Source organism: Nocardia sp. NPDC058058 (assembly GCF_042885355.1).
Taxonomy (GTDB): Bacteria; Actinomycetota; Actinomycetes; order Mycobacteriales; family Mycobacteriaceae; genus Nocardia.
This window is the reverse complement of record NZ_JBHVSA010000001.1, coordinates 3,100,584-3,122,020: the sequence shown is the minus strand read 5'-3', so window position 1 is coordinate 3,122,020 and position 21,437 is coordinate 3,100,584. Positions and strand designations below refer to the sequence as shown.

Annotated in this window: 19 protein-coding genes; 13 read left to right on the top strand and 6 right to left on the bottom strand. The window is 67.9% G+C overall.

Going from position 1 to position 21,437, the window contains the following annotated elements; translation table 11 throughout:
• The first annotated feature begins 5 nt into the window (after positions 1 to 5).
• The 6 genes from kstD to ACFVUS_RS14555 all read left to right on the top strand — a co-directional run bounded on the left by kstD (position 6) and on the right by ACFVUS_RS14555 (position 5,220).
• On the top strand, positions 6 to 1,733 hold the full coding sequence (kstD, locus tag ACFVUS_RS14580; protein WP_387765141.1) for a 3-oxosteroid 1-dehydrogenase: 1,728 nt from the start codon (positions 6 to 8) through the stop codon (positions 1,731 to 1,733).
• Position 1,734: 1 nt separating this feature from the next.
• On the top strand, positions 1,735 to 2,466 hold the full coding sequence (locus ACFVUS_RS14575) for a glucose 1-dehydrogenase (protein ID WP_387765139.1): 732 nt from the start codon (positions 1,735 to 1,737) through the stop codon (positions 2,464 to 2,466).
• An 11-nt stretch (positions 2,467 to 2,477) separates the two neighbouring features.
• Positions 2,478 to 3,293: an SDR family NAD(P)-dependent oxidoreductase gene (locus ACFVUS_RS14570; protein ID WP_387765137.1), complete on the top strand. Its 816-nt coding sequence runs from the start codon at positions 2,478 to 2,480 to the stop codon at positions 3,291 to 3,293.
• Positions 3,294 to 3,404: 111 nt separating this feature from the next.
• Complete coding sequence (locus tag ACFVUS_RS14565; protein ID WP_387765135.1) at positions 3,405 to 4,307, top strand: LLM class F420-dependent oxidoreductase; 903 nt, start codon at positions 3,405 to 3,407, stop codon at positions 4,305 to 4,307.
• Positions 4,304 to 4,630, top strand: a complete 327-nt coding sequence (locus tag ACFVUS_RS14560) for a hypothetical protein (protein ID WP_387765133.1) — start codon at positions 4,304 to 4,306, stop codon at positions 4,628 to 4,630. The genes ACFVUS_RS14565 and ACFVUS_RS14560 overlap by 4 nt, the downstream gene beginning before the upstream one ends.
• Positions 4,627 to 5,220, top strand: a complete 594-nt coding sequence (locus ACFVUS_RS14555) for a Dabb family protein (protein ID WP_387765131.1) — start codon at positions 4,627 to 4,629, stop codon at positions 5,218 to 5,220. The genes ACFVUS_RS14560 and ACFVUS_RS14555 overlap by 4 nt, the downstream gene beginning before the upstream one ends.
• Positions 5,221 to 5,238: 18 nt before the next feature.
• Here ACFVUS_RS14555 and ACFVUS_RS14550 read toward each other — a convergent pair whose 3' ends face one another.
• The gene (locus ACFVUS_RS14550; protein WP_387765129.1) at positions 5,239 to 6,858 is read right to left on the bottom strand and encodes a FadD3 family acyl-CoA ligase; all 1,620 of its coding nucleotides are present in this window, start codon (positions 6,856 to 6,858) and stop codon (positions 5,239 to 5,241) included.
• 387 nt (positions 6,859 to 7,245) lie between these two features.
• On the opposite strand from ACFVUS_RS14550, the gene ACFVUS_RS14545 reads away from it, so the two are divergent.
• Together ACFVUS_RS14545 and ACFVUS_RS14540 are read left to right on the top strand one after the other, a co-directional pair.
• On the top strand, positions 7,246 to 9,411 hold the full coding sequence (locus ACFVUS_RS14545; protein WP_387765127.1) for a pyruvate, phosphate dikinase: 2,166 nt from the start codon (positions 7,246 to 7,248) through the stop codon (positions 9,409 to 9,411).
• Positions 9,401 to 10,180, top strand: coding sequence for a tyrosine-protein phosphatase (locus tag ACFVUS_RS14540; RefSeq protein ID WP_387765125.1), 780 nt, complete (start codon positions 9,401 to 9,403; stop codon positions 10,178 to 10,180). Before ACFVUS_RS14545 ends, ACFVUS_RS14540 begins: the two co-directional genes overlap by 11 nt.
• 7 nt (positions 10,181 to 10,187) lie before the next feature.
• Here ACFVUS_RS14540 and ACFVUS_RS14535 read toward each other — a convergent pair whose 3' ends face one another.
• Positions 10,188 to 11,276: a winged helix DNA-binding domain-containing protein gene (locus tag ACFVUS_RS14535; RefSeq protein ID WP_387765123.1), complete on the bottom strand. Its 1,089-nt coding sequence runs from the start codon at positions 11,274 to 11,276 to the stop codon at positions 10,188 to 10,190.
• 193 nt (positions 11,277 to 11,469) lie between these two features.
• Here ACFVUS_RS14535 and ACFVUS_RS14530 point away from each other — a divergent pair, with 193 nt between their 5' ends.
• The 4 genes from ACFVUS_RS14530 to ACFVUS_RS14515 all read left to right on the top strand — a co-directional run bounded on the left by ACFVUS_RS14530 (position 11,470) and on the right by ACFVUS_RS14515 (position 16,426).
• On the top strand, positions 11,470 to 12,582 hold the full coding sequence (locus tag ACFVUS_RS14530) for a DUF6236 family protein (RefSeq protein ID WP_387765121.1): 1,113 nt from the start codon (positions 11,470 to 11,472) through the stop codon (positions 12,580 to 12,582).
• Between the two features lie 18 nt (positions 12,583 to 12,600).
• Complete coding sequence (locus ACFVUS_RS14525; protein WP_387765119.1) at positions 12,601 to 13,467, top strand: glycosyl hydrolase family 32; 867 nt, start codon at positions 12,601 to 12,603, stop codon at positions 13,465 to 13,467.
• 63 nt (positions 13,468 to 13,530) lie between these two features.
• The gene (locus ACFVUS_RS14520) at positions 13,531 to 14,949 is read left to right on the top strand and encodes an L-fucose/L-arabinose isomerase family protein (RefSeq protein ID WP_387765117.1); all 1,419 of its coding nucleotides are present in this window, start codon (positions 13,531 to 13,533) and stop codon (positions 14,947 to 14,949) included.
• 1 nt (position 14,950) lies between these two features.
• A complete protein-coding gene (locus ACFVUS_RS14515; protein WP_387765115.1) occupies positions 14,951 to 16,426 on the top strand; it encodes an FGGY-family carbohydrate kinase in 1,476 nt (491 codons plus the stop codon).
• Positions 16,427 to 16,478: 52 nt separating this feature from the next.
• Here ACFVUS_RS14515 and ACFVUS_RS14510 read toward each other — a convergent pair whose 3' ends face one another.
• Positions 16,479 to 17,342 carry an alpha/beta fold hydrolase gene (locus ACFVUS_RS14510; RefSeq protein WP_387765113.1) on the bottom strand — a complete coding sequence of 288 codons (864 nt, stop codon included), beginning with the start codon at positions 17,340 to 17,342 and terminating at the stop codon, positions 16,479 to 16,481.
• Positions 17,343 to 17,532: 190 nt separating this feature from the next.
• On the opposite strand from ACFVUS_RS14510, the gene ACFVUS_RS14505 reads away from it, so the two are divergent.
• Positions 17,533 to 17,703 carry a CopG family transcriptional regulator gene (locus tag ACFVUS_RS14505; protein WP_364629662.1) on the top strand — a complete coding sequence of 57 codons (171 nt, stop codon included), beginning with the start codon at positions 17,533 to 17,535 and terminating at the stop codon, positions 17,701 to 17,703.
• Between the two features lie 87 nt (positions 17,704 to 17,790).
• Here the strand turns inward: ACFVUS_RS14505 and xylB are convergent, their stop codons facing one another.
• The 3 genes from xylB to ACFVUS_RS14490 all read right to left on the bottom strand — a co-directional run bounded on the left by xylB (position 17,791) and on the right by ACFVUS_RS14490 (position 21,319).
• Complete coding sequence (gene xylB / locus ACFVUS_RS14500; RefSeq protein ID WP_387765110.1) at positions 17,791 to 19,179, bottom strand: xylulokinase; 1,389 nt, start codon at positions 19,177 to 19,179, stop codon at positions 17,791 to 17,793.
• A gap of 16 nt (positions 19,180 to 19,195) precedes the next feature.
• Positions 19,196 to 20,203, bottom strand: coding sequence for a zinc-dependent alcohol dehydrogenase family protein (locus tag ACFVUS_RS14495; protein ID WP_387765108.1), 1,008 nt, complete (start codon positions 20,201 to 20,203; stop codon positions 19,196 to 19,198).
• Between the two features lie 111 nt (positions 20,204 to 20,314).
• Positions 20,315 to 21,319 carry a glycoside hydrolase family 172 protein gene (locus ACFVUS_RS14490; RefSeq protein ID WP_387765106.1) on the bottom strand — a complete coding sequence of 335 codons (1,005 nt, stop codon included), beginning with the start codon at positions 21,317 to 21,319 and terminating at the stop codon, positions 20,315 to 20,317.
• Positions 21,320 to 21,437 lie beyond the last annotated feature (118 nt).

The window sequence follows — 21,437 nt, the reverse complement described above, 5'->3', positions numbered from 1 at the left end:
ACGCAATGGAATTCGAATTCGACGTCGTCGTCGTGGGCTCCGGCGCGGCCGGTATGACCGCCGCGCTGACCGCCGCCTACCGCGGACTGTCGGTGACCCTGATCGAGAAGAGCCGGTTGTTCGGCGGCTCCACCGCGCGCTCCGGCGGCGGCATCTGGGTGCCCAATAACCCGGTATTGCAGGCGGCGGGCGTGCCCGACAGCCCGACCATGGCCCGCACCTATCTGAAAGCCGTTGTCGGCGATCGGGTTCCGGAGGCCAAGCAGCGCGCGTTCCTGGACAAGGGCCCGGAGATGTTCTCCTACCTCGGCGCTCGTTCACAGCATTGGGAATTCGTCTACGACCGCGGCTATTCCGACTATCACCCGGAGTTCCCGGGCGGTCTGGCACAGGGTCGCAGCATCGAGCCCAAGGTGATCGACGGGCGACTGCTCGGCGGTGATCTGCACAAGATCAACCAGCCGACCATGTCCGCGCCCAAGGGCATCGCCATCACGGTCAGCGATTTCCACGATCTGAATATGATCGCCCGCACCTGGGCCGGTAAGAAGACCGCGGTCAAGGTGGGCGCGCGCACCGCGCTCGCGCTGGCCAAGGGCGCGCTGCCGCTGAGCCTGGGCAAGGCGCTCGCGGCCCGGTTGTGGCTGTCGCTGCGCGATGCCGGGGTGCCGGTGTGGCTGAATACCCCGCTGACCGAGCTGATCACCGAGGGCGGCGCGGTCGTCGGCGTGGTCGCCGAGCACGAGGGCAAGCAGGTCACCATCAAGGCGCGACGCGGTGTGGTGCTGGCGGCGGGCGGTTTCGAGCACAACCTGGAAATGCGCAAGCAGTACATCCCCGGTCCGCAGTCCACCGAATGGACCGTCGGCGCGACCGAGAATGTCGGTGAGGGCATTGTCGCGGGCCAAAAGGCCGGTGGCGCGGTAGATCTCATGGATGACGCCTGGTGGGGTCCGTCGGTGCGCAGCCCCGAGGGCCGTCCGCCGTTCTTCTGTCTGGCCGAGCGTTCGCAGCCGGGCGCGATCATGGTCAATGACCATGGTGAGCGTTTTGTCAACGAATCGGCGCCGTATGTGAACGTGGTGCACAAGATGTACGAGCAGGAGGCCGCCGGGATCGGCAGCATTCCGGCGCACTTCATCTTCGATCAGAACTTCCGCGATCGGTACCTGTTCCTCGGTAATTTCCCCAAACGTCCACTGCCGCAGGCGTATTTCGACAAGGGCATCATCAAGCAGGCCGATACCCTGGCCGAACTGGCGGGCAAGCTGGGCATTCCGGCGGACAAATTGCAGGCCACCGTCGAGCGTTTCAACGGCTTCGCCGCGAACGGCCGCGACGAGGACTTCCTGCGCGGCGATTCGGCGTACGACCGCTACTACGGCGATCCGACCGTCAAGCCGAACCCGACCCTGGCGCCGCTGACCCGCGGCCCGTTCTACGCGGTGGAAATGGTGCCCGGCGACCTCGGCACCAAGGGCGGTCTGGTCACCGACGAGCATGCGCGCGTCATGGATGACAACGGCACCGTGATCACCGGTCTCTATGCGGCGGGCAATAATTCGGCCGCCGTCATGGGCAATGACTACGCCGGTGCGGGCGCGACCATCGGACCCGCGATGGTGTTCGGATACATCGCCGCCAACCATCTCGCCGATCTGGAACCGGCCGACGAGCCCGAGGCCCCGGCCAAGCGCCCGGCCCGCCGCGCCGCCGCGAATCAGGGGAAGTGATATGGGACGAGTTGGCACCAAACATGTGATCGTCACCGGCGGTGCGCGCGGTATGGGCGCGGCGTTCGCGCGCAAGCTCGCCGCCGAGGGGTCCAAGGTCGTCATCACCGATGTGCTCATCGAGGAGGGCGCGGCGCTGGCCGCCGAACTGGGGGAGAACGCGCTGTTCCTGCCCCTGGACGTGACCGACGAGGCGGCCTGGAACGATGTGGTCGCCACCGCCGAGGAGCGGTTCGGCCCGGTGTCCGGGCTGGTCAACAATGCGGGCATCGTGCACGTCGATCCGATCGAGAAGCTGTCCGAGGCGGATTACCGCAGGGTCATCGATGTGAATCAGGTCGGTGTGTTCCTGGGTATGAAGGCGGTCGTGGCCTCCATGCGCCGCGCGGGCGTCGGCTCGATCGTGAATATCTCCTCGACCGGCGGGCTGATCGGCTACTCGAACATCCTGGGTTATGTCGCCTCGAAGTGGGCGGTGCGCGGTATGTCCAAGACCGCCGCACAGGAATTCGCGCCCGACAATATCCGGGTCAATTCCGTGCACCCGGGCATTGTCGCCACCGAGATGGTCGCGACTTCCGAACGCTCCCAATCGATTGCGGCCAAACAGCCGATCGCGCGACCGGGCACCCCGGAGGAACTGGCCAATCTGGTTCTGTTCCTCATTTCCGACGAGTCCTCCTACAGCACCGGGTCGGAATTCATCGCCGACGGCGGCTTCACCACTCAGTAAAAGGAAACGCTATGAAGGACTTCCACGGCAAAGTCGCCGTCATCACCGGCGCCGGTGCCGGTATCGGTCGCGCCCTGGCCCTCGAACTCGCCCGGGGCGGTGCGCAATTGGCGCTGTCGGGCCGCAATATCGAGAGTGTCGCCGAGACCGCGGCGCTGTGCGAGCAGGCCGGCGCGAAGGCCCGCGCCTACAAGCTGGACGTCACCGATCGCGCCGCGGTCTACGCGCACGCCGATGATGTGATCGCCGATTTCGGTAGGGTGAATATCGTCGTCAACAATGCGGGCGTCTCGTTGACCGCCAATGTCGAGGATGTCTCCTGGGACGACTTCGAGTGGATCTTCAATATCAATTTCTGGGGAACGGCCAACGGCACCAAGGCTTTCCTGCCGCATGTCATCGCCTCCGGTGACGGGCATATCGCCAATGTGTCGTCCATGTTCGGTCTGGTGGCGTGCCCGAGCCAGAGCGGGTACAGCTCCTCGAAGTACGCCATGCACGCGTTCACCGACGCGCTGCGCCAGGAAATGATCATCGCGGGCCACAATGTCGGCGTCTCGTCCGTGCACCCGGGCATGATCAAGACCGAAATCGCCTGGAAGGCACGGGCTTCGGCCAATCGCGACCGCGACGCCCTGGCCTCGAACTTCGACAGCCTGGCCAAGACCTCGCCCGAACAGTGCGCGCAGATCATCGCCAACGGCATGAAGAAGAACAAGCCGCTCATCCTGATCGGCACCGACGCCAAGGCGATGAACTGGATGCGCCGCCTGCTCGGCTCGGCGTACATGAAGCCGCTGACCGCGCAGATGCGCAAGGAGATCTGACACCGGCCACCAGCCCGGGCCGGTTTCCCGCAGCCCCGCACCCCGCCCGGGTGCGGGGCTATCGGGGCAAGGCCCGTAGCGGGCCGGTACTCGGATAACTGGAGGCAGTCGATGCGCATCGGCATGCTCATGCCCTATTTCGATGGTTTGGTCACCTCGGGTCAGTTCCTGCGCGAATTCGCGGCCGCCGCGGAGGAATGCGGGCTCGAATCGGTGTGGACCGTGGAACACGTTGTGGTGGCACAGGATTACGAACCGCTCTACCCGTATGCGCCGGACGGCAAGATGCCCGGCGGCGATCTCGGCGTACCCATGACCGATCCGCTGGAGACCCTGGCCTTCCTGGCGGCCGCCTCCAGCACGCTGAAACTGGGCACCGCCATGGTGGTGGCCCCGCTGCACAGTCCGGTGGTGCTGGCCAAACGGGCCGCCACGCTGGACCGCCAATCCGACGCGCGATTGCTGCTCGGACTCGGAATCGGCTGGCAGAAAGAGGAATACGCCGCGATCGGGGTGCCGTTCGAGGAGCGCGGGGCACGCCTGGACGAGTGCATCGGAGCCATGCGAGCGCTGTGGACCGAGTCTCCGGCCAGTTATTCGGGTCGGCATGTCGGCTTCGAGAAGCAGTTCTGCCTGCCCCAACCCGAGCGATCCATCCCGATTGTGCTGGGCGGCAACAGCGCTCCCGCGGTACGCCGGGCCGGACGGGTGGGCGACGGCTGGTTCCCGTACACCATCACCCCGGAGGATTTCGCGCGCGGCGCGGACACGATCCGGGAAACCGCCCTTGCCGCAGGACGTTCCGAGGATGCGGTGGAGCTGACGGCCTGGCCGGGCTCCTGCGATTTCACCCGGGAATTCGATATCGACTTCGTGCGGCCGTATGTGACGGCGGGCGTGAGCCGGATCGTGCTCACCCCGCCGCTGTTCGGTCCGGAATCGCTGCTGAACGGCGTCGAACAGCTCGCCGGATATGTGGACCGGTACCGCAATGAGATCGAGGCGAAGCTGTGAGCGCGGAAAACGCTGTGCGCGTACTGGATCGGGTGGTGTTGCCCGCCGATCAGGTCGAGGGGTGGCTGACCCGCTGGCGCACCGACTATCTGCCCGGGGCCACCGCTCGCGGACTGCTCGGACCGCAACTGCTGCGCGAACACGCGGGTACGGACGCGGTTGCGCTGCACATCATCTGGGAGTTGCCCGGCGTCTACGACTTCTACGGGATGCGCGCCGCCGCCGCGGCCGATCCGGCGGTGACCGAATTCTGGGCGGCCACGGACGCGCTCGCGCTCGGCCGGGAACGGCACGTCATGGCGGTACAGGAGGAACAGGTATGAAGCGCTGGGTGATCCTGAGTGAGCTGCCCGCCGGGGACCATCCCGAGACGGGTCTGGCGAAACTGGCGGCGCTGGCGAGCGGGGTACGCCTGTGCTCGGCGGGCGCGGAGCTGCCGGGCAGCACCGGCGGACTCGGCGCGGTCTGGGATGTGACCGCCGAAACCGATCCCGCACAGCTGATCTCGGAGCTGCCGGGTGCGGTGGAGGTGGTGCCGCTCCGCCCGGTCGCCACGCATATCGAGCCGCTGGAGCAGCTGCGGCGGGTCAAGCGCACGCTGCTGCTCACCGTGCGCGCCGGTACCGCCACCGATGCCGTGGCCGAGTTCGAACAGGACCTGATGGGGATGCCGTATCACATCGGATCCATTAAATCCTGGGCGTTGAGCCGGGTCGGCGGGGACAGTCGCTGGACCCATGTCTGGGAGCAGGAGTTCACCGATCCCGACGGGCTGAACGGGGAATACCTCGCGCATCCGTATCACTGGACCAGCGTGGATCGCTGGTTCGATCCGGAGATGCCGGGCGCGATCGTGGAACCGGCCATCGCGCATCTGTACCGGTGGGCGTCGGGGCCGGTGCTGGGGATCTGATCCGCCGAAGGCGTTCGCTCAGGCCGGATTTCGCAGTTCGCCCTTGATGACCTTGCCGCCGGAATTGCGGGGCAGGTGTTCGGTGAAGACCACCTCGCGGGGGACCTTGTACCCCGCGAGGCGGCTGCGCGACCATTCGATGATGTCGGACGGATCGGCCTCGGCGTCATCGCACGGTACGACCACCGCGCGGCCCACCTCGCCGAGCCGGGGATCCGGGACCCCGATCACCGCGACATCGTGAACGGCGGGATGCTGCAACAGCACTCGTTCGATCTCGGCGGGGTAGGCGTTGAAGCCGCCGACGATGAACATGTCCTTGAGGCGATCGGTGATGCGTAGATAGCCGTCCGGGGCCAGGGTGCCGACATCACCGGTGTGCAGGTAGCCGTCCGCGTCGATGACGGCGGCGGTGGCCGCCGGATCGTCCAGGTAGCCGCGCATCACATTGGGGCCCTTGACGATGATCTCGCCGGGCTCGCCCGGCGCGGTATCGGCGCCGGTGGTGTCGACAATGCGGATCTCGGTGCCGGGCAGCGCCTTTCCGGCGGTTTCGGACAGCAGTTCGGCCGGTGCGTCGGGTGGGCAGATGGTGACCACGCCGATCGATTCGGTCAGCCCGTACGCCGTGAAGACGTACGGCACACCGAGATCGGTGCGGATGCGCTCCACCAGCTCGGCCGGTATCGGCGCGCCGCCGGTGCCCGCCAGGCGCAGCGAACCCAGCAGGTAGTCGCTGTGGTCGGCGCGCAGCAGATCGGTGAACAGCGTTGGCGGCCCGGCCAATACGGTGATCCGCTCGTGTTCGATGAGCCGCAGCACGGCCTCGGCCTCGAAGCGTTCCACCGGGATCATGGTGGCGGTGCGCAGCAGGCAGGCGATGATGCCCGCCTTGTATCCGAAGGTGTGCGAGAACGGATTCACCAGCAGGTATTTATCGCGCGGGCGCAAGGTCACGGCATCGGCCCAGAGCGCGAAGACCTCCAAAGTCTGCCGGTGCGTGGCCAATACGCCCTTCGGGGCGCCCGTGGTGCCGGAGGTGAACAGGATGTCGGAGATGGACTCCGGATCGATCTCGGCGGTGCGTTCGGCGACTGCCTCCGGCGGCACCACCGTGCCGGGCGCGAGGAATCCGGCCCAGGAGCTGATATCCCAGTTCTCCGCGGCCTCGCCGACCGCATCGTCGAGCAGGATGAGATGTTCCAATGCCGGTAGCGGATAACCGGATTCGGCCAGCATGGCCGGATAGTCGCGGTCCAGGAATTCCTGCACCGTGCACACCGCTTTCGCGCCGCTGCGGGTGAGCACCTCCGCGGCCTCGGGTCCACGCAATCGGGTGCTGATCGGCACCAGCGTCGCACCCGCCCCCAGCATGCCCAGCGCGGTCACGATCCACCGATTGCCATTGGGTGCCCACATGCCCACCCGGTCCCCGGTTTCGATCCCGGAGGCGATCGCGGCCCGGGTCACCGCACCGACCTCCGCGGCCAGCTCACCGAAGGTCAATCGCCCCAGGGGCCCCGCCACCGCCACCGCATCGGGATAGCGCCGCGCACGGTCCGCGACCAGGGCGGGGATGGTCGAGACCGGGGCGTTCGCGGTGCCGCCGCCGATGGAGTCCGCATACCGCCGATCCATCCGCCCATCCTGCCCCAAGCCCCAGTCCCCGATGCCCGTTTTGACAGTGCCATCCCGCTGACCGGCCGTGCCGTATCCAATTTGCCCTCCGCTTCGCTCCGGGCGGTTCGCGGCCCCCGATGGCTCGGTTCTTCCCTCCTCCGTTCAGTCGCTGCGCTCCTTCTCTCCGTCAGTCCAGAACCGAGCCGGGCCGCGAACTTGGGGCGTGCGTTTTTGAACGTTCTGTAATTCCGGTCAACGGGATGCGGGTTGGGGGTGAGGGGGGTCACGCGGCACGCTCGATGGCAGAGAGATGACCGCAGCTGTTGGCGTGCGGTTCGGCCCCGCAGGCCGCGGTGAGCGGCGAGCGCTGGAGTGCTGATGAATTCAGAACATCGAAGGAGTGACATGAGCGCCGGAGCGGAGCTTGCGCAGCGACCCGATGTGGCGGCCGACGCCGTGACCGTTGTCGAACTCGACGGCGCGGTCGAGCTGTCGCGGCAGCGGATCGGTGGCAAGGCGTGGAGCATCAATCACATGCGGGCCCTCGGACTGCCGGTGCCGCCCGCGTTCGTGATCACCACGGCGGGCTGGGCCGACTACACCGAACGCGGTGCGATCGCGGCGCGGATCTGGGAGCAGGTGCGGGCGGGCATCGCCGGGATCGAGCGCGGGACCGGGCGGCGGTTCGGATCCGCCGAGCGGCCGCTGCTGGTGTCGGTGCGCTCGGGTGCGGCCATCTCCATGCCCGGCATGATGGACACCGTCCTGAATCTCGGTATGACCGATGCGGTGCAGCGCGCGCTCGCCGCGGAGACCGGTAATCCGGCGTACGCCGACGACACTCGCGCGCGCTTCGTGCACCAGTACCGCGAGACCGTGCTCGGGGACGCGAACGGCGATGTGCCGGTGGACCCTTGGGCGCAGCTGCGCGGGGCCATCGAGGCGGTGTTCCGGTCGTGGGATTCCGCGCGCGCCAAGACCTATCGCCGCAATCGCGGGGTGCCGGACACCCTCGGCACCGCGGTCACCGTGCAGGCCATGGTGTTCGGCAATCTCGATGCCGAATCGGGCACCGGCGTGCTGTTCAGCCGCAACCCCAACACCGGCGACGGACCGGTCTACGGTGAATGGCTGGTCGGCGGCCAGGGCGAGGACGTGGTCTCGGGCCGCCTCACCCCGCGCCCGCTCGATGACCTCGCCGCCACCCAGCCCGCGGTGCACGAGCGCCTGATCGCCGCCACCGAACTGCTCGAGCGCGACGGCCGCGATATGCAGGACATCGAATTCACCGTGGAATCCGGGACCCTGTGGATGTTGCAGTCGCGCGCGGCCAAGCGTTCGGCGCGGGCCGCGGTGCGCACCGCGGTCGCCATGGTGGCCGAGGGCCTGATCAGCGCCGATGAGGCCCTGGATCGTATCACCGCCGATCAGGTCCGCGAGGTGCTGCGCCCGGCCTCCGGTGACACCGCCGGTCGCGAACCCCTGGCGCGCGGCGAATCCGCCTGTCCCGGACTGGCTTCCGGTGTTGTCGTCACCGATCCCGATGAGGCCGAGACCCGCGCCGAAGCGGGAGAGGACGTCATCCTGGTGCGTCCCACCACCAGTCCGGACGATCTGCACGGCATGATCGCCGCGCGCGCCATCGTCACCGAATTGGGCGGCACCACTTCGCATGCCGCGCTGGTGAGCCGCGAACTCGGCCGCCCCTGCGTGGTCGGCTGTGGTCCGGGCGTGGTGGACGTGCTGGTCGGCCGCACGGTCACCGTCGACGGCGGGGCCGGACTCGTGCTGGACGGCGAGATCGTCGCCAAGCCGGTCGAACAGGTGATTCTCGCCGATGTCGCACAGCTCGCCCAGTGGGCGGATGTGGCCGACGATCAGCTCGCCCAGCGCTTGGAGGAGCGCGCCACCGGGTCCGAAAGCACTGAGCAGGAGCAGGTTTCGGCCGCGCACGCCCCCATTACCGAACTCGCGCTACTGCGCCTGGTCGGCATCAAGGGCCGCGTGAACGCCGACAACCTCGCACTCAGCCTGTTCGCCGACGCGACCGAAATCGCCACGCACTGCGCCGGTCTGGTGGACGCGGGCCTGTGTGCCAACACGCCCGCCGGTTTCCGCCTCACCCCCGCGGGCCGTCCCCGCCTGGAGCAGCTTCTCACCGAGGAGCGCGGCACCGTCGACGCCGCGGCGCTCACCACCGCCTACGACGAATTCTGCGTCTACAACGCCGATCTCAAGGTCATCATCACCGATTGGCAGATGAAGGATCCGGCCACGGTGAACGATCACGGTGATGCCGACTACGACGCGGCGGTGCTCGCGCGCCTGGCCGAAACCCACCGCGCCCTGCGCCCGCTGGTGCGGCGCCTGGGCACCCTGGCCCCGCGCCTGACCCGCTACACCGACCGCCTCGACCGCGCGGTCGAGCGCATCGCCGAGGGCGATCACACCTACGTGGCCCGCCCCATCATGGACAGCTACCACACCGTCTGGTTCGAACTCCACGAAGACCTCATCGGCCTGTGCGGTCTCACCCGCGCCGAGGAAGCGGCGGCCGGTCGTGCCCACTGATCCCGCGGCCGCCATGGCCGTCTCGCGCTGGATCGACTTCGCCGAGATCGACAATGTCCGTGATCTCGGCGGCCTCCCGGTAACCGGCGGCGGCACCACCCGCTACGGCGTGGTCTACCGCTCCAGCACCCTCCAGCAGGCCACCCGCGCCGATCTGGCCCAGCTGCTGGAACCCCTGGGCCTGCGCACCATCATCGATCTGCGCCTGCCCGACGAGGTGGAACGCGAAGGCTACGGCCTGTTCGGCGACGCGGCGGTGCACATCGCCAACCTGCCCATCCGCAAGTCGCCCCAGTCCTCCTTGGCAGCACGGGATTTGGTCCCCGACAAGACCCGGGTCGACCTCACCGACCTCTACGGTCAACTGCTGTCGGGCAGCGGCGACCACATTGTCGAGGCAGTCCGGCTGATCATCGATCCGGACCGCCGCTCGGTGCTGTTCCACTGCGCCGCGGGCAAGGACCGCACCGGTGTGCTGGCCGCGATCCTGCTCGACGCGGCGGGCGTGCCCGCCGAGGTGATCGCCGCCGACTACGCCCTGACCAATGAGCGCATGCAGCGGGTCCGCGACCGGCTGGACGCGCTGCCCTCGTACGCGGGTCTCCCGCAGGCGAATACCGGCATCCTGGCCATCACCCCGCAGGTGATGCTCGGCTTCCTGGAGAACCTGTACGCCGATCACGGCGGGGCGGCGAAGTGGCTGCTGGCGAACGGTCTTTCGGAAGCCGAACTGCGGGAGTTCCGCGCGGCCATGGTCGATCCCGCCTGACGCGCGCCTACGCGGGCGTGACGCGGATGTCCCCGGTGCCGCCGGGGAGCAGCGCCGGTAGCAACTCCTGCGCGGCCGCGTACACCGCCGCCTCGGCGGCCCGGGTGAGGGGATGCCACGGCGTCACCCGGAGGGTTTCGCCGTCGAGATCCCAACGGCCGTGCACGAATCCGTCGACCAGGTACATCGGCACACCGCCCGAGGCGATCTTGGCTATCCGGGTGCGGTCCGCGTCGCCGATCACCCTGCGGCGGTCCTTGTGGCCGAGCAGGGCATTGTCGAACGCGGGCAGGAATCGCACGGGGACGGGCAGGTCCGGATCGGCCAGCGGGGTATCGGGGAGGTCGTAGAGTTCGCGACCGGACTCGTCGCGCAGCACCCGCAGGCGAGGGCGCAGCCGCGCCATCACCTCCGCCAGCTTGGTTGTACCGGACCAGGATTGGACGTCGGCGACGGTAGCGGGGCCGAAGGCGGCCAGATAGCGCAGGATCATCGTCTCCGGGGCCGGAGCCGCCAGGGGAGCGCCCAGGAATTCCTCGGCGAGGGCGATGGAGACGCGGCGGTTGCGCCACGCTCCCCAGACGCCCGCTTCCTCGTAATGGACCACGGGGGTGAGCAATCCGAGCGCGGAGGACAGGCGCTCGGGATACGGGCTGGGGAACTGTTCGGCGAGGGTTTTGCTGATCTCGGTGCGCGTCAGGGTGCGACCGGTGAGCAGATTCCTTCCGGCGGTGCGCAACTCGGCGTGATCGAGGTGTTCGACCGCTTCGCGGTAGTAGGCGACCTGGAGCATCGACTCCACCGCCGGCCGGATGGTGGGGTAGAGCCAGCGGTAGTCGTCGGCGGTGGCCAGGTGCACGGTGCGGCGAATCATGGTGGCGCGCACGACGGTCCGGTCGCGCAGCAGCGAATCCAGTTCGGCGGTGCGGAAATCGGTGAGCCGGGTCCACAGTCCGATGAACGGCCAGTTCGCCTCCTGCCCCTGCACGGCCACCAGATGGCTGATGAGGTCGGCGGCGGGCATGGTGACGCGCTCGGCGAGCATTTGCCGCGTGAGCAGCGTCCGGTTGAGTTGGCGCAGCGAGATCTCCGTCATGAATCCATTGTCGAACCCAATTAGGTCAGCTTGTGTCCTAGCTCGGCAGGGGTTTGCGGCCCGCATGCCGACTGTGCATCTGTGAATTCGAATGTGCTGGCGCGCAACGGGAGTCGCAAAGAATCTTGATCCGGCGGGTTGAATGAGCTGTCATGCTGGGTCGGTGTCGACGATTGCGCTGTACTACCCATGGATGCGTTTCCGTAGCGAGGACTGGCTCAAGCTGGCCATGCTGACCTGGGACCAGGTGGGGCGGATACGGCCTCGACTGGCCATGGACGCCGATTCCGACCTGGTGCGGGAGCTGACGGCGGAATCGGATTTCCTGTTCGATCTGGAGCCGAGCGAGCGGGATCTGGGCACGGTGGGCAAGGTGTTCGGCGAGATCGTCGAACTCGGTGGCGCGGAGCTGCGTGATCGCTTCGGCGTGCACGGTGCGCTCGCGGCCCCGCCGCAACCCCGATCGGCGGGGCTGCGCGACAGATATCCGGGTCTGGTGTGGGTGTACGCCGGCGATGCCGGACGCAAGATCGCGCACGCGCTGCTGCTCTCGCTGGTCGAGGCGGAACTGGCGGTGGTCCAGGATGAGGACGGCGTCACCCATGTCGGCCTGCACCCGGTCTTCGCGCGCATCTACCTGACCGCGCTCGCCGACGCGGTGACCGAGAACGCGCTGCTCTGCCCGGTCACCGACGACCGGGACGCGCACAGTGCCGTCGGTACCCTGGACCGACTGTACGAACTGCTGCTGGACAAGGGCGCGGCCCGGCCCGCCATCGGCGATATCGATCACGCCTACATCCACATCGCGGTCGAAGCGGTACTGCGGCCGGTGAATATCGCCGAGGTGCCCGTTCGCACGCTGATCGATTTCCGCGAACGCCATGCCGCCGAACTCGCCGCCTTCCGAAAACACGTCGGATCGCTCGCCGAGGAGCTGGCCCGGATCGGCGCGATCGAGAGTCCGGTCGCCGCGCACGCGCATCTGCACAGCGTCTACCGCGCCACCACCAAACCGCAGCTCGATGAACTACGCCGGGCGCTACGCGGATTCGGCCTCGAATCCGGTACCGGCATGCTCGGCCTCAAGGTGGATCTCACGGGCGCGTCCGGCACCGTGGTCGGCGGCTTCGCCGCGGCGGCCGGACAACCCGTGGTCGCGGCGGCCGGACTGACGCTCACCATCGCCCCGTATGTGGCGGGCCGCCTCAAGGCCAGGCGCGCACTGCGCGAACAGTCCTCGGTGGCGTACCTGCTCGCGGTGGACCGGGATCTGGCGAGCAGATCGCTCTTCAAGCGCCGCTGAATCCCGCACACTGGAACCATGACCCGGGGGATTACGGCCGGACGCTTTCGGCGGATCTTCGAGCCCGAGCGCGCGGGCGGGCGCTGGTATGTCAACGACCACACCGTGATCCGCGATGCGGCCGGGCTGTGGCACCTGTTCGGAATCACCCATCGCGAACCCGCGAACCCCTTCGACGAAACCGTCTTCGCGCATGCCACCGCCAAGCGCCTGAGCGGCCCTTGGGCACAGCGCATTCCGGCCCTGACCGTCGATCGCGAACGCGGTGAGACCCATCTGTGGGCCCCGTTCGTGGTCCGCCACGATGATCGCTACGTCATGTTCTACGACAGCGGCGGCCCCGATCGCACCGCCACCGCCATGCGCCTGGCGACCTCGACGGACCTGTTCACGTGGACGCGCCACCCCGAACCGCTGTTCCGCGACGGCTACGACGCCCGCGACCCCATGGTGCTGCGCATCGGCGGCGAATGGGTGATGTACTACTGCGCCACCGCATCTCCCGCGGGCGGCCATCACGTAGTGGCCTACCGCACCAGCACCGATCTGCTGCACTGGGGCGAGCGCCGCATCGCCTACACCGATCCGGCCGCGGGCACCGAGGCGGGACCGACCGAATCGCCCTTCGTGCTGCGCGACGGCAATGACTGGTACCTGTTCATCGGACCGCGCCCGGACTACACCGGCACCGAGATCTTTCACGGTGACAGCCCTTTTCACTTCCGGCCCGCCGACCGCGTGGCGCATATCCCGGCCCACGCCGCCGAGGTGGTGTGCGATGGCGGGCAGTACTGGATCACGCACGCGGGCTGGGGGCAGCGCGGAGTCTGGCTCGCGCCCTTGCGCTTCCCGCGCGCGGTCGATCTTCCGGATTCGGGCGTATGAGGCCCGGGGAACTGGGATTCTGAAGGGGAGTCGAGTGTCCACCCACCGCGGGGAGGCAAGGCAATGGCCCGGATCGGCGTTATCAGCATTTCCGATGGACGTGACTATGTGCACGGGGGAATCGTCGGATTCATTCGTACGACCGAGGATCGGCTGGTAGCCGAACTCACCGCGGCCGGTCACACGGTGGTGCGGGGGCGCGAACCGGTGGGTGGCAATCGGCAGGCGGTCGCGGTGGCCCGGCAGGTGCAGGCGGCCGGGGTCGACCTCGTCGTACTGCACTACGCGGTGTGGGCGTTCCCGCACTTCACCATGCTCGCGGCCGGACAGCTGACGAGTCCGCTACTGCTGCTGTCGAATATCGATCCGGTGCAGCCGGGCATGGTCGGCATGCTGGCCGCCGGGGGCGCGCTGGATCAGATCGGGCGGGCGCACACCCGGCTGTGGGGCGATCCGGGCGATGCCGAACTCATCGCCGCGATAGGGGTGCGCGCCGGCGCGGCCGCGGCGGTGGAAAGCCTGCGCGGCACCACCTTCGGGCGCATCGGCGGGCGGCCCATGGGTATGAACACCGCCGTCGCCAATACCGATCAGTGGCAGCGGATATTCGGCGTCGACGTGGAGGAGATCGATCAGTGGGAGATCGTGCGCCGCGCCGATCTCGCCGACGCCGGTGAGGCCAAGGGTGCGCGAGAGTGGTTGGAGCGCACTACCGCCGGGGTGCACTACGACGGCGTCAAGCTGACCCCCGAACTGCTGGAGCGGCAGATTCGCTCATACCTGGCCATGCGCGATCTGATCGCCGAATGGCACCTGGATTTCTCCGGCATCAAGGGTCAGCCCGAGCTCACCCAATATTTCGCCACCATGGATGTCACCGAGGCGTTCCTGAACGATCCGTACGACTGGAACGGGCCGAAACAGACCCATGTCTGCGCCACCGAGGCCGATATGGACGGTGCGCTCACCATGCAGCTGCTCAAGCAGATCAGTGGCACGCCGGTGCTTTTCGCCGATGTGCGGCACTATCACGCCGATCGCGATATCTGGGATCTGTGCAATTCCGGACAGCACGCCACCTGGTTCGCGGCGCGCAGCGACGATCCGGCGGAGAATCTGGCGCGCGTGCACCTGTACCCGGAGGTGTTCTTCTTCCCGGCGGGCGGTGCGTCGGTGCATCATCTGGCCGCACCCGGACAGATGACCCTGGCCAGGCTCACCCGCAAGGACGGGCAGTACCGAATGCAGTTGATGCTCGGTGCTTTCGAGACCTATGACGAGGCCACCAACGAGGAGCTGATGAAGCAGTCCACGCTCGAATGGCCGCACGCCTTCGCCCGGCTGGACGCGCCCGCCGGGGATTTCCTATCCCGCTTCGGGGCCAATCACATTCACGCCGTACCGGGTGATCACCGGGCGACGGTGCGAGCGGCGTGCGAACTGCTCGATGTCACGGTGGACGAGTTCACCAGGGCGGGCTGACATGCTGCTCGGGATCGATATCGGGACCTCCGGATCCAAGGGCGTACTCGTCGACCACGACGGCATGGTGACGGTGCGAGTCGAACGGCCGCACGGTGTTTCGACGCCGCGCCCGGGCTGGGTGGAACATGACGCGGAGACGGTGTGGTGGGCGGACTTCGTGGCCATCGCGCGCGAGCTGGTTGCCGCGTCCGGCGGCGCGAGCATCGACGGCATCGCGGTGAGCGGTATCGGACCCTGCCTGCTGCCCGCCGATCAGGCCGGGCGGCCGTTGCGACCGGCCATCCTGTACGGCGTCGACACCCGCGCGGGCATCGAAATCGAGGAATTGACAGCGGAATTGGGCGCGGACACGGTGCTGGAGCGCTGTGGCTCACCGCTCACCAGCCAGGCCGTCGGCCCGAAACTGCGCTGGCTGGCAAGGCATGAGCCGCAGGTGTGGGGGCAGACCCGAATGCTGTTGATGGCCAGTTCATTCCTGGTGCATCGACTGACCGGCCGCTATGTGCTGGACCATCAATCGGCCAGCCAGTGCGTGCCCATGTACGACCTGATTGCCCGCACCTGGGCCACCGACTGGGCCGATTCGGTCGCCCCCGGCCTGCCACTGCCCGAATTGGCCTGGCCCACCGAGATAGTCGGCCGGGTGACCCCGGAAGCCGCGGCGGCGACCGGACTTCCGGCCGGTCTGCCGGTCACCACCGGCACCATCGACGCCTGGGCCGAAGCCGCGGGCGTCGGCGTCCGCGCCCCCGGCGACGTCATGATCATGTACGGCACCACCCTGTTCCTCACCCAGGTGCTCACCGCGCCCAGTCCGCATCCGGGTCTGTGGACCACCTGCGGAACCTGGCCCGGCACATACACATCCGCCGCGGGCATGGCCACCTCGGGCGCGGTCACCGACTGGTTCCGCACCCTGTCCGGCGGTGATTTCACCGACCTGGTCGACGAGGCGGCGAATGTCCCGCCGGGTAGCCGGGGTCTGCTGGTGCTGCCGTATTTCGCGGGCGAGCGCACCCCGCTGTTCGATCCCGATGCCCGGGGCATCATCGCGGGCCTGACCCTGACCCATCAGCGCGCCGATATCTACCGCGCGATCCTGGAGGGCATCGGCTACGGCGTCCGCCACAATCTCGAAGCCATGACCGCCGCGGGCGGTACGCCGACACGTTTGGTCGCGGTCGGCGGCGGCACCAAGGGCGGGCTGTGGACCCGGATCATCTCCGATATCACCGGTCTCCCACAGCAACTCCCCGCCGACACCATCGGCGCATCGCTCGGTGATGCCCTGGTGGCGGCGGAGGCCATCGGCCTGGATACCTCCGGCTGGAACCCGATCACCACCACCATCGAGCCGGATCCGGGGAATACGGCTCGATACGCGCCCTACTACCGCCACTACCGCAGCCTCTATGAATCCACCCGGGCCACCGCGCATTTCCTCGCGGCGGAACAGCACCGCGCCGCCGGATGAATCGTCGCGTCCGGCGATGTGCCACCGGGTGATCCGGCGGGGGCGACGGGAATCAGGCGGTATGCGAAAGGATCTCGGGCACGACGGCATCCCAGGTGTGCGCGGGCAGGGTTTCGTGGCCGGTCCGCTCCAGCGGTACGAAGCGCGCGCCGGGAATCTCGGCCGCCAGGGCGCGGCCGTGCTCGATCGGGAAGAGCGGATCCTCATCGCCGTGCAGTACCAGGGTGGGGATCGCGATGTCGCCGAGGCGATCTCGCCAGGGCTGCCCGGCGTCGATGAGATACGGGTTGGTGAGCTGGGCGGCGATATTCGCCGCGCGGTCCACCACGAGCTCGGCCTGTGCGCGCTGTGCGTCGGTGTCGAACGGCCGGGAGTGCGCCGCGAACGGGCGCATCGCCTCGACCAGATAGGCGACCACCGCATTGCGGTCGGCCCAGTCCGGAGCCGGTTCCTCGGCGGCGAAATACTTCTCCAGTTCCGGTGAGATACCGGGTAGATCCGATTGGGTATGGCCCGGACCGCCCGGTGTACCGGAGGCGATGGTGAGACTCGCGACGAGTTCGGGATGATCCAGCGTGAGCAGTTGCGCGACGGCCGAGCCCTGTGACATGCCGACCAGATGCGCCCGCCCGATCCCGAGTTCCCGGATGAGCGCGGCGGTGTCGGCCACCAGATCGCCCAATCCGTAACCGGGTTCGCCCACCGGGAAGGTGGTCGAGCGCCCGGCATCGCGGCTGTCCACCCGGACGACATGGCGTCCGCCCGCCGCCAGTCGCTCGACGAATCCCGGTTCCCACGCCACCAGCGATTCCCCCGCACCGTGCAACAGCACGATGGCCGGATCGCCCGGATCCCCGGCGCTCGCCACACACAGGTCGACGTCGTTCACCCGGATGATCCGTTCGAGAGAATCCATGACCACTCCTCGATCTCGTTGCAGGTATGGGCGACAGTAGCTTTCACCACCGACAGGTTCGAGCCTTCCGGCGTGCCCGCCCCGATGCGCCGCCGCCCCGGTTCCGATAGTTCAGTCGCTGGTTACCCGCCGGTTGCGCCCGACCTCGGATCGGCAGACAGGGCGGCCCGGAAGTGGTACAACTTGCGCCGTGGCATGGACGTTGCGGCTCAATGAGCAAGAAGAGGCTGCGCTACATGCGCAAGCGGCACTGGAGGGGCGATCGAAGCAGGAGATCACCCGGGACGCACTGCGCACCTATCTGGAGCGCCAGCGCACCTGGGAGGAATTCCTTTCCGACGATCCGGTGGTGTTCGGATAGACGTGGTGTTCGGATAGACATGGGCGTGGATCCCGGCCGAAAGTGTGCCGGGACGACGGATGATCGCACGCTGATGCGGCCGGTGGCTCAGTTGTAGTAGGCGTCTCGAATGGTGGCGTAGCGTTCGCGGATCGCCGCGCCGGTCGCCGGTGTGGCGGTGTGGAATTCGGTGGGCTGCGCCATCGGCCAGCGCGGCGGGCGGGGTCCGCCGCGCAGCGCCCAGGCGGCTTGCCGGGCCGCGCCCAAGGCCACATATTCGCCCGGATTGGGGACCGCGACCGTGCGGCCGAAGATGGTGGCCGCGGCGTGCGCGATCAGCCGGGACCGGGACGCGCCGCCGATGAGCAGGATCCGGCGCGGCGTGGTGGGCAGGCGGTCGAAGGCGTCGGCGATATTGCACAGCATGCCCTCGATGGCGGCCCGGGCCAGATGATGCGGGCGCATGGTCGCCGGGCGCAGGCCGTGCAGGCTGCCGGTGGCGTTCGGCAGATTCGGCGTGCGCTCACCGGTGAGGTACGGGAGCAGGGTCAGACCGTCCGCACCCGCCGGGGATTGCGCGGCAAGCACTTCCAGCCCGGAGATATCGGTGCCGAGCAGGGTGGCGGTCGCGTCCAGCACGCGAGCGGCATTGAGCGTGCACACCAGCGGCAGGAAGGCCCCGGTCGCGTCGGCGAACCCGTTGACCGCCCCGGTGGCGTCGGCGCTGGGCTGGGTGGACCGGGTGAAGATGGTGCCGCTGGTACCCAGCGAGACCACCACATCACCGTCGCCGATGCCCAATCCCAGTGCGGCGGCGGCATTGTCGCCGGTTCCGGCCGCGACCAGCCGCCCACCCGGCGTATGCCCGGCCACCTCGGCCGGATCGAGCACCCGGGGCAGTCCGGGCGTGCGCCCGCGTAAAGCCATGGACAGCAGGTCCGTTCGATAGTGTCCGGTGGCGGGCGACCAGTATCCGGTCCCGGACGCCTCCCCGCGATCGGTGGTCGGTTCCTCCTCGGGATGCCCGCCGCGCAACTGCCAGGTCAGATAGTCGTGCGGCAGCAGCACCCGCACGGTGCGGTCCGCGAGTTCGGGTTCGTGATCGGCGAACCAGCGCAGTTTGGCCACGGTGTGCGCGGCCAGCGGCACACTGCCCACCGCATCGGCCCACGCCTGCGGCCCGCCCAATTCGGACACCAGTTGTGTTGCCGCCTCGGCGGAGCGAGTGTCGTTCCACAGCAGCGCGTCCCGCACCGGCACGCCCGCGACATCCACCGCGACCAGCCCGTGCTGCTGTCCCGCGACCGCGATCGCCTCGACGTCGCGCATCATGCGATCGCACGCCGAACGTAGCGCGTCCCACCACAGCGCGGGTGCCACTTCCGTTCCCTCGGGATGCGGTATCTGCCGCTGCCGCAACACCGTTCCGGTGTCGGCGTCGCACACCACAAGTTTGCAGGATTGCGTCGAAGAGTCCACTCCGGCAACGACCGTCATTGGCCCCTACCCGTCCCTATCGTGCCGCCCGTCCGGGATGCAGCTGGATTTTGCGGCCGGTGCCCGCGCGGAAAGTCCGCAGGGCATCACCGAATTCGTCGAGCGCGAAATCGTGGGTGATCATGGTGTCGGCGTCGATGACGCCTTCGCCGAGCAGATCCACGGCTCGCCCGAAACTGTGCAGGACCGCCATCGAACCGACAATGGTGATCTCGTCGTTGTACACGCGGAACGGGGAGATGACCGCGCGCGCGTCGGCCGCCGCCACCCCGAACTGCTGATAGGTGCCGCCGCGCCGCACCCGCGACAGCCCGTCCTCGATGGCGGCAATCGTTCCGCTGCAATCGATGACGATCTCCCAGCCCTGCGGCCGATCCATATCGTCGGCGGAGACCGCGGCCGCGTCCGCGCCGAGCGTGCGCGCGACCGCGAGCCGATCCGGATTGGTATCGGCCATCGATACCGAGGCCGCCCCGGCCGCGATCGCCAATTGCAGCATGAGCAGCCCCATGGTGCCCGCGCCGTAGATCAGATAGTGCGAACCCAGTTGCCTTGGCAGCACATCGAATCCGTGCACGGCGCAGGAGAGCGGTTCCACCAGTGCGCCGTGCGCGGCGGACAGGTGCCCGGGTAGCCGATAGCAGTTGGCGGTGGGCACTTTCACGTACTCGGCCATCGCGCCGTCGACGGTATCGCCGATGGCGCCCCAGTTCTCGCAGAGATTGCCGCGCCCGATCGCGCAGTAATGACAGCGACCGCAGAACAGTGAGGGATCGACCGCCACTCGATCACCCACGCGCACCCCGGCCTCGCCCGGACCGAGAGCCACGATCTCCCCGGCGAATTCGTGTCCCGGGATGATCGGATAGGGCGTCGGCGGGAATTCCCCCTCGACGATATGGATATCCGTACCACAAATCCCGACGGCATCGACCCGAACCACCGCTTCCCCCGCCCCCGGCGTGGGATCCGGCACTGTTTCGACCGAGAACTTCGCGGGCTTCTCGACGACTAACGCGCGCATACAAATACCATGCACCCGATCACCGCCCGGTCGGCGCGTTTTACCCAATAGCAATCACAACGTCGATCTCATTTCGTCCTGATTGCGGGCGGAATTAGGGGGAGTGGGGGATCAACGAACCGATTGGTACCACAGTGCGGTGGTCGAAACATGCGCGTGTTCCAGCGGCAGATAGTGCCCGTCCTCGCGCCAGCCCAGCGCCTGCACGGTGGCGCGCAGACCGCGTTCGAAACAGATCGGATCGGGAATGTGCCAGCGGTACATGCCGAATCGCTGCTGCGGTTCGTAGATGCGATCGCGCGGCTGCACCTGCACCAGCCCCAGATAGGGTGTCGAGTACGGTACTTGCGCGCCGTTGAGATCGAAATTCCAAGCGCCGCCGAAATAATCCTCGGTACCGGTGCCGCAGATGGTCGGGAATTCATCGTCGTCATCGAGATAGAACTTGAGCTCGCCCTCACCCCACCAGCCGGGCACCCGCGGTTCGATGGCCAAATAGGTGCCCACATAGCGGCCCGGTCCGCCCACGACTTCGACGAGCGGATGCACCGCGGGGGAGCCGAGCGGATCACTACAGCGCCAACGGGTATGCAGATATCCGGCGGTATCGGGCACGTCTTCTTCCAGATAGGTGATCTGGTAGTACACCGGTACGGTGCGTTCCGCGCCATTGTGCAGCGTGATGAGCGCGTGCGCGCCGAACGGCATGGGCCAGTAGCTGTTCAGCCCGCCAGCCGGGGCCACCACGATCATCTGCGAATTGACCAGTGCCAGTTGGTCCCAGCCGTTGCAGAAGAAATCGCCCAGCGGTACCGCGATCGCGGGTTCGGCCGCACCGTCCCAATACACCTGAAGGGTGAAGTGCCGCAGCAGCGTGCGATCGGTGGTGAGCCAGATATGCCGGATCACACCGGGTCCGGTGATATCGGCGAGTGTGACGGTTTGTCCGGGTTCGATATCGACCGAGGGCGAGACCTTCCAGCCGCGGCCCAGTCCGGCGGCCGCGAACGCCCCGGTCCCGGAGATGGCACGGCCGCCCGCACCGGGCTCGCCGGTGGGGTTCTCCGCGCTGATCGAGCGGGTGCGCCGCCCGTCGAGCTGCCAGATCTCCTGCACCGTGCGAATTTTCGCACGTGCCGGGGCCGCGTGTCCCGGACATGCGGCCTTCGGAGTGTCCCCGGATACGCGAATGCCGGCGCCATCCCACACGTGGCGCCGGCATTCGGTGGTTCAG

What these genes read in the sequence shown, in the direction of transcription:
- kstD (WP_387765141.1), top strand. Translation starts at nt 6, where the DNA reads ATGGAATTCGAATTCGACGTCGTCGTCGTGGGCTCCGGCGCGGCCGGT.
- ACFVUS_RS14575 (WP_387765139.1), top strand. Translation starts at nt 1,735, where the DNA reads ATGGGACGAGTTGGCACCAAACATGTGATCGTCACCGGCGGTGCGCGC.
- ACFVUS_RS14570 (WP_387765137.1), top strand. Translation starts at nt 2,478, where the DNA reads ATGAAGGACTTCCACGGCAAAGTCGCCGTCATCACCGGCGCCGGTGCC.
- ACFVUS_RS14565 (WP_387765135.1), top strand. Translation starts at nt 3,405, where the DNA reads ATGCGCATCGGCATGCTCATGCCCTATTTCGATGGTTTGGTCACCTCG.
- ACFVUS_RS14555 (WP_387765131.1), top strand. Translation starts at nt 4,627, where the DNA reads ATGAAGCGCTGGGTGATCCTGAGTGAGCTGCCCGCCGGGGACCATCCC.
- ACFVUS_RS14550 (WP_387765129.1), bottom strand. Translation starts at nt 6,858, where the DNA reads ATGGATCGGCGGTATGCGGACTCCATCGGCGGCGGCACCGCGAACGCC.
- ACFVUS_RS14545 (WP_387765127.1), top strand. Translation starts at nt 7,246, where the DNA reads ATGAGCGCCGGAGCGGAGCTTGCGCAGCGACCCGATGTGGCGGCCGAC.
- ACFVUS_RS14535 (WP_387765123.1), bottom strand. Translation starts at nt 11,276, where the DNA reads ATGACGGAGATCTCGCTGCGCCAACTCAACCGGACGCTGCTCACGCGG.
- ACFVUS_RS14530 (WP_387765121.1), top strand. Translation starts at nt 11,470, where the DNA reads ATGCGTTTCCGTAGCGAGGACTGGCTCAAGCTGGCCATGCTGACCTGG.
- ACFVUS_RS14525 (WP_387765119.1), top strand. Translation starts at nt 12,601, where the DNA reads ATGACCCGGGGGATTACGGCCGGACGCTTTCGGCGGATCTTCGAGCCC.
- ACFVUS_RS14520 (WP_387765117.1), top strand. Translation starts at nt 13,531, where the DNA reads ATGGCCCGGATCGGCGTTATCAGCATTTCCGATGGACGTGACTATGTG.
- ACFVUS_RS14515 (WP_387765115.1), top strand. Translation starts at nt 14,951, where the DNA reads ATGCTGCTCGGGATCGATATCGGGACCTCCGGATCCAAGGGCGTACTC.
- ACFVUS_RS14510 (WP_387765113.1), bottom strand. Translation starts at nt 17,342, where the DNA reads ATGGATTCTCTCGAACGGATCATCCGGGTGAACGACGTCGACCTGTGT.
- xylB (WP_387765110.1), bottom strand. Translation starts at nt 19,179, where the DNA reads ATGACGGTCGTTGCCGGAGTGGACTCTTCGACGCAATCCTGCAAACTT.
- ACFVUS_RS14495 (WP_387765108.1), bottom strand. Translation starts at nt 20,203, where the DNA reads ATGCGCGCGTTAGTCGTCGAGAAGCCCGCGAAGTTCTCGGTCGAAACA.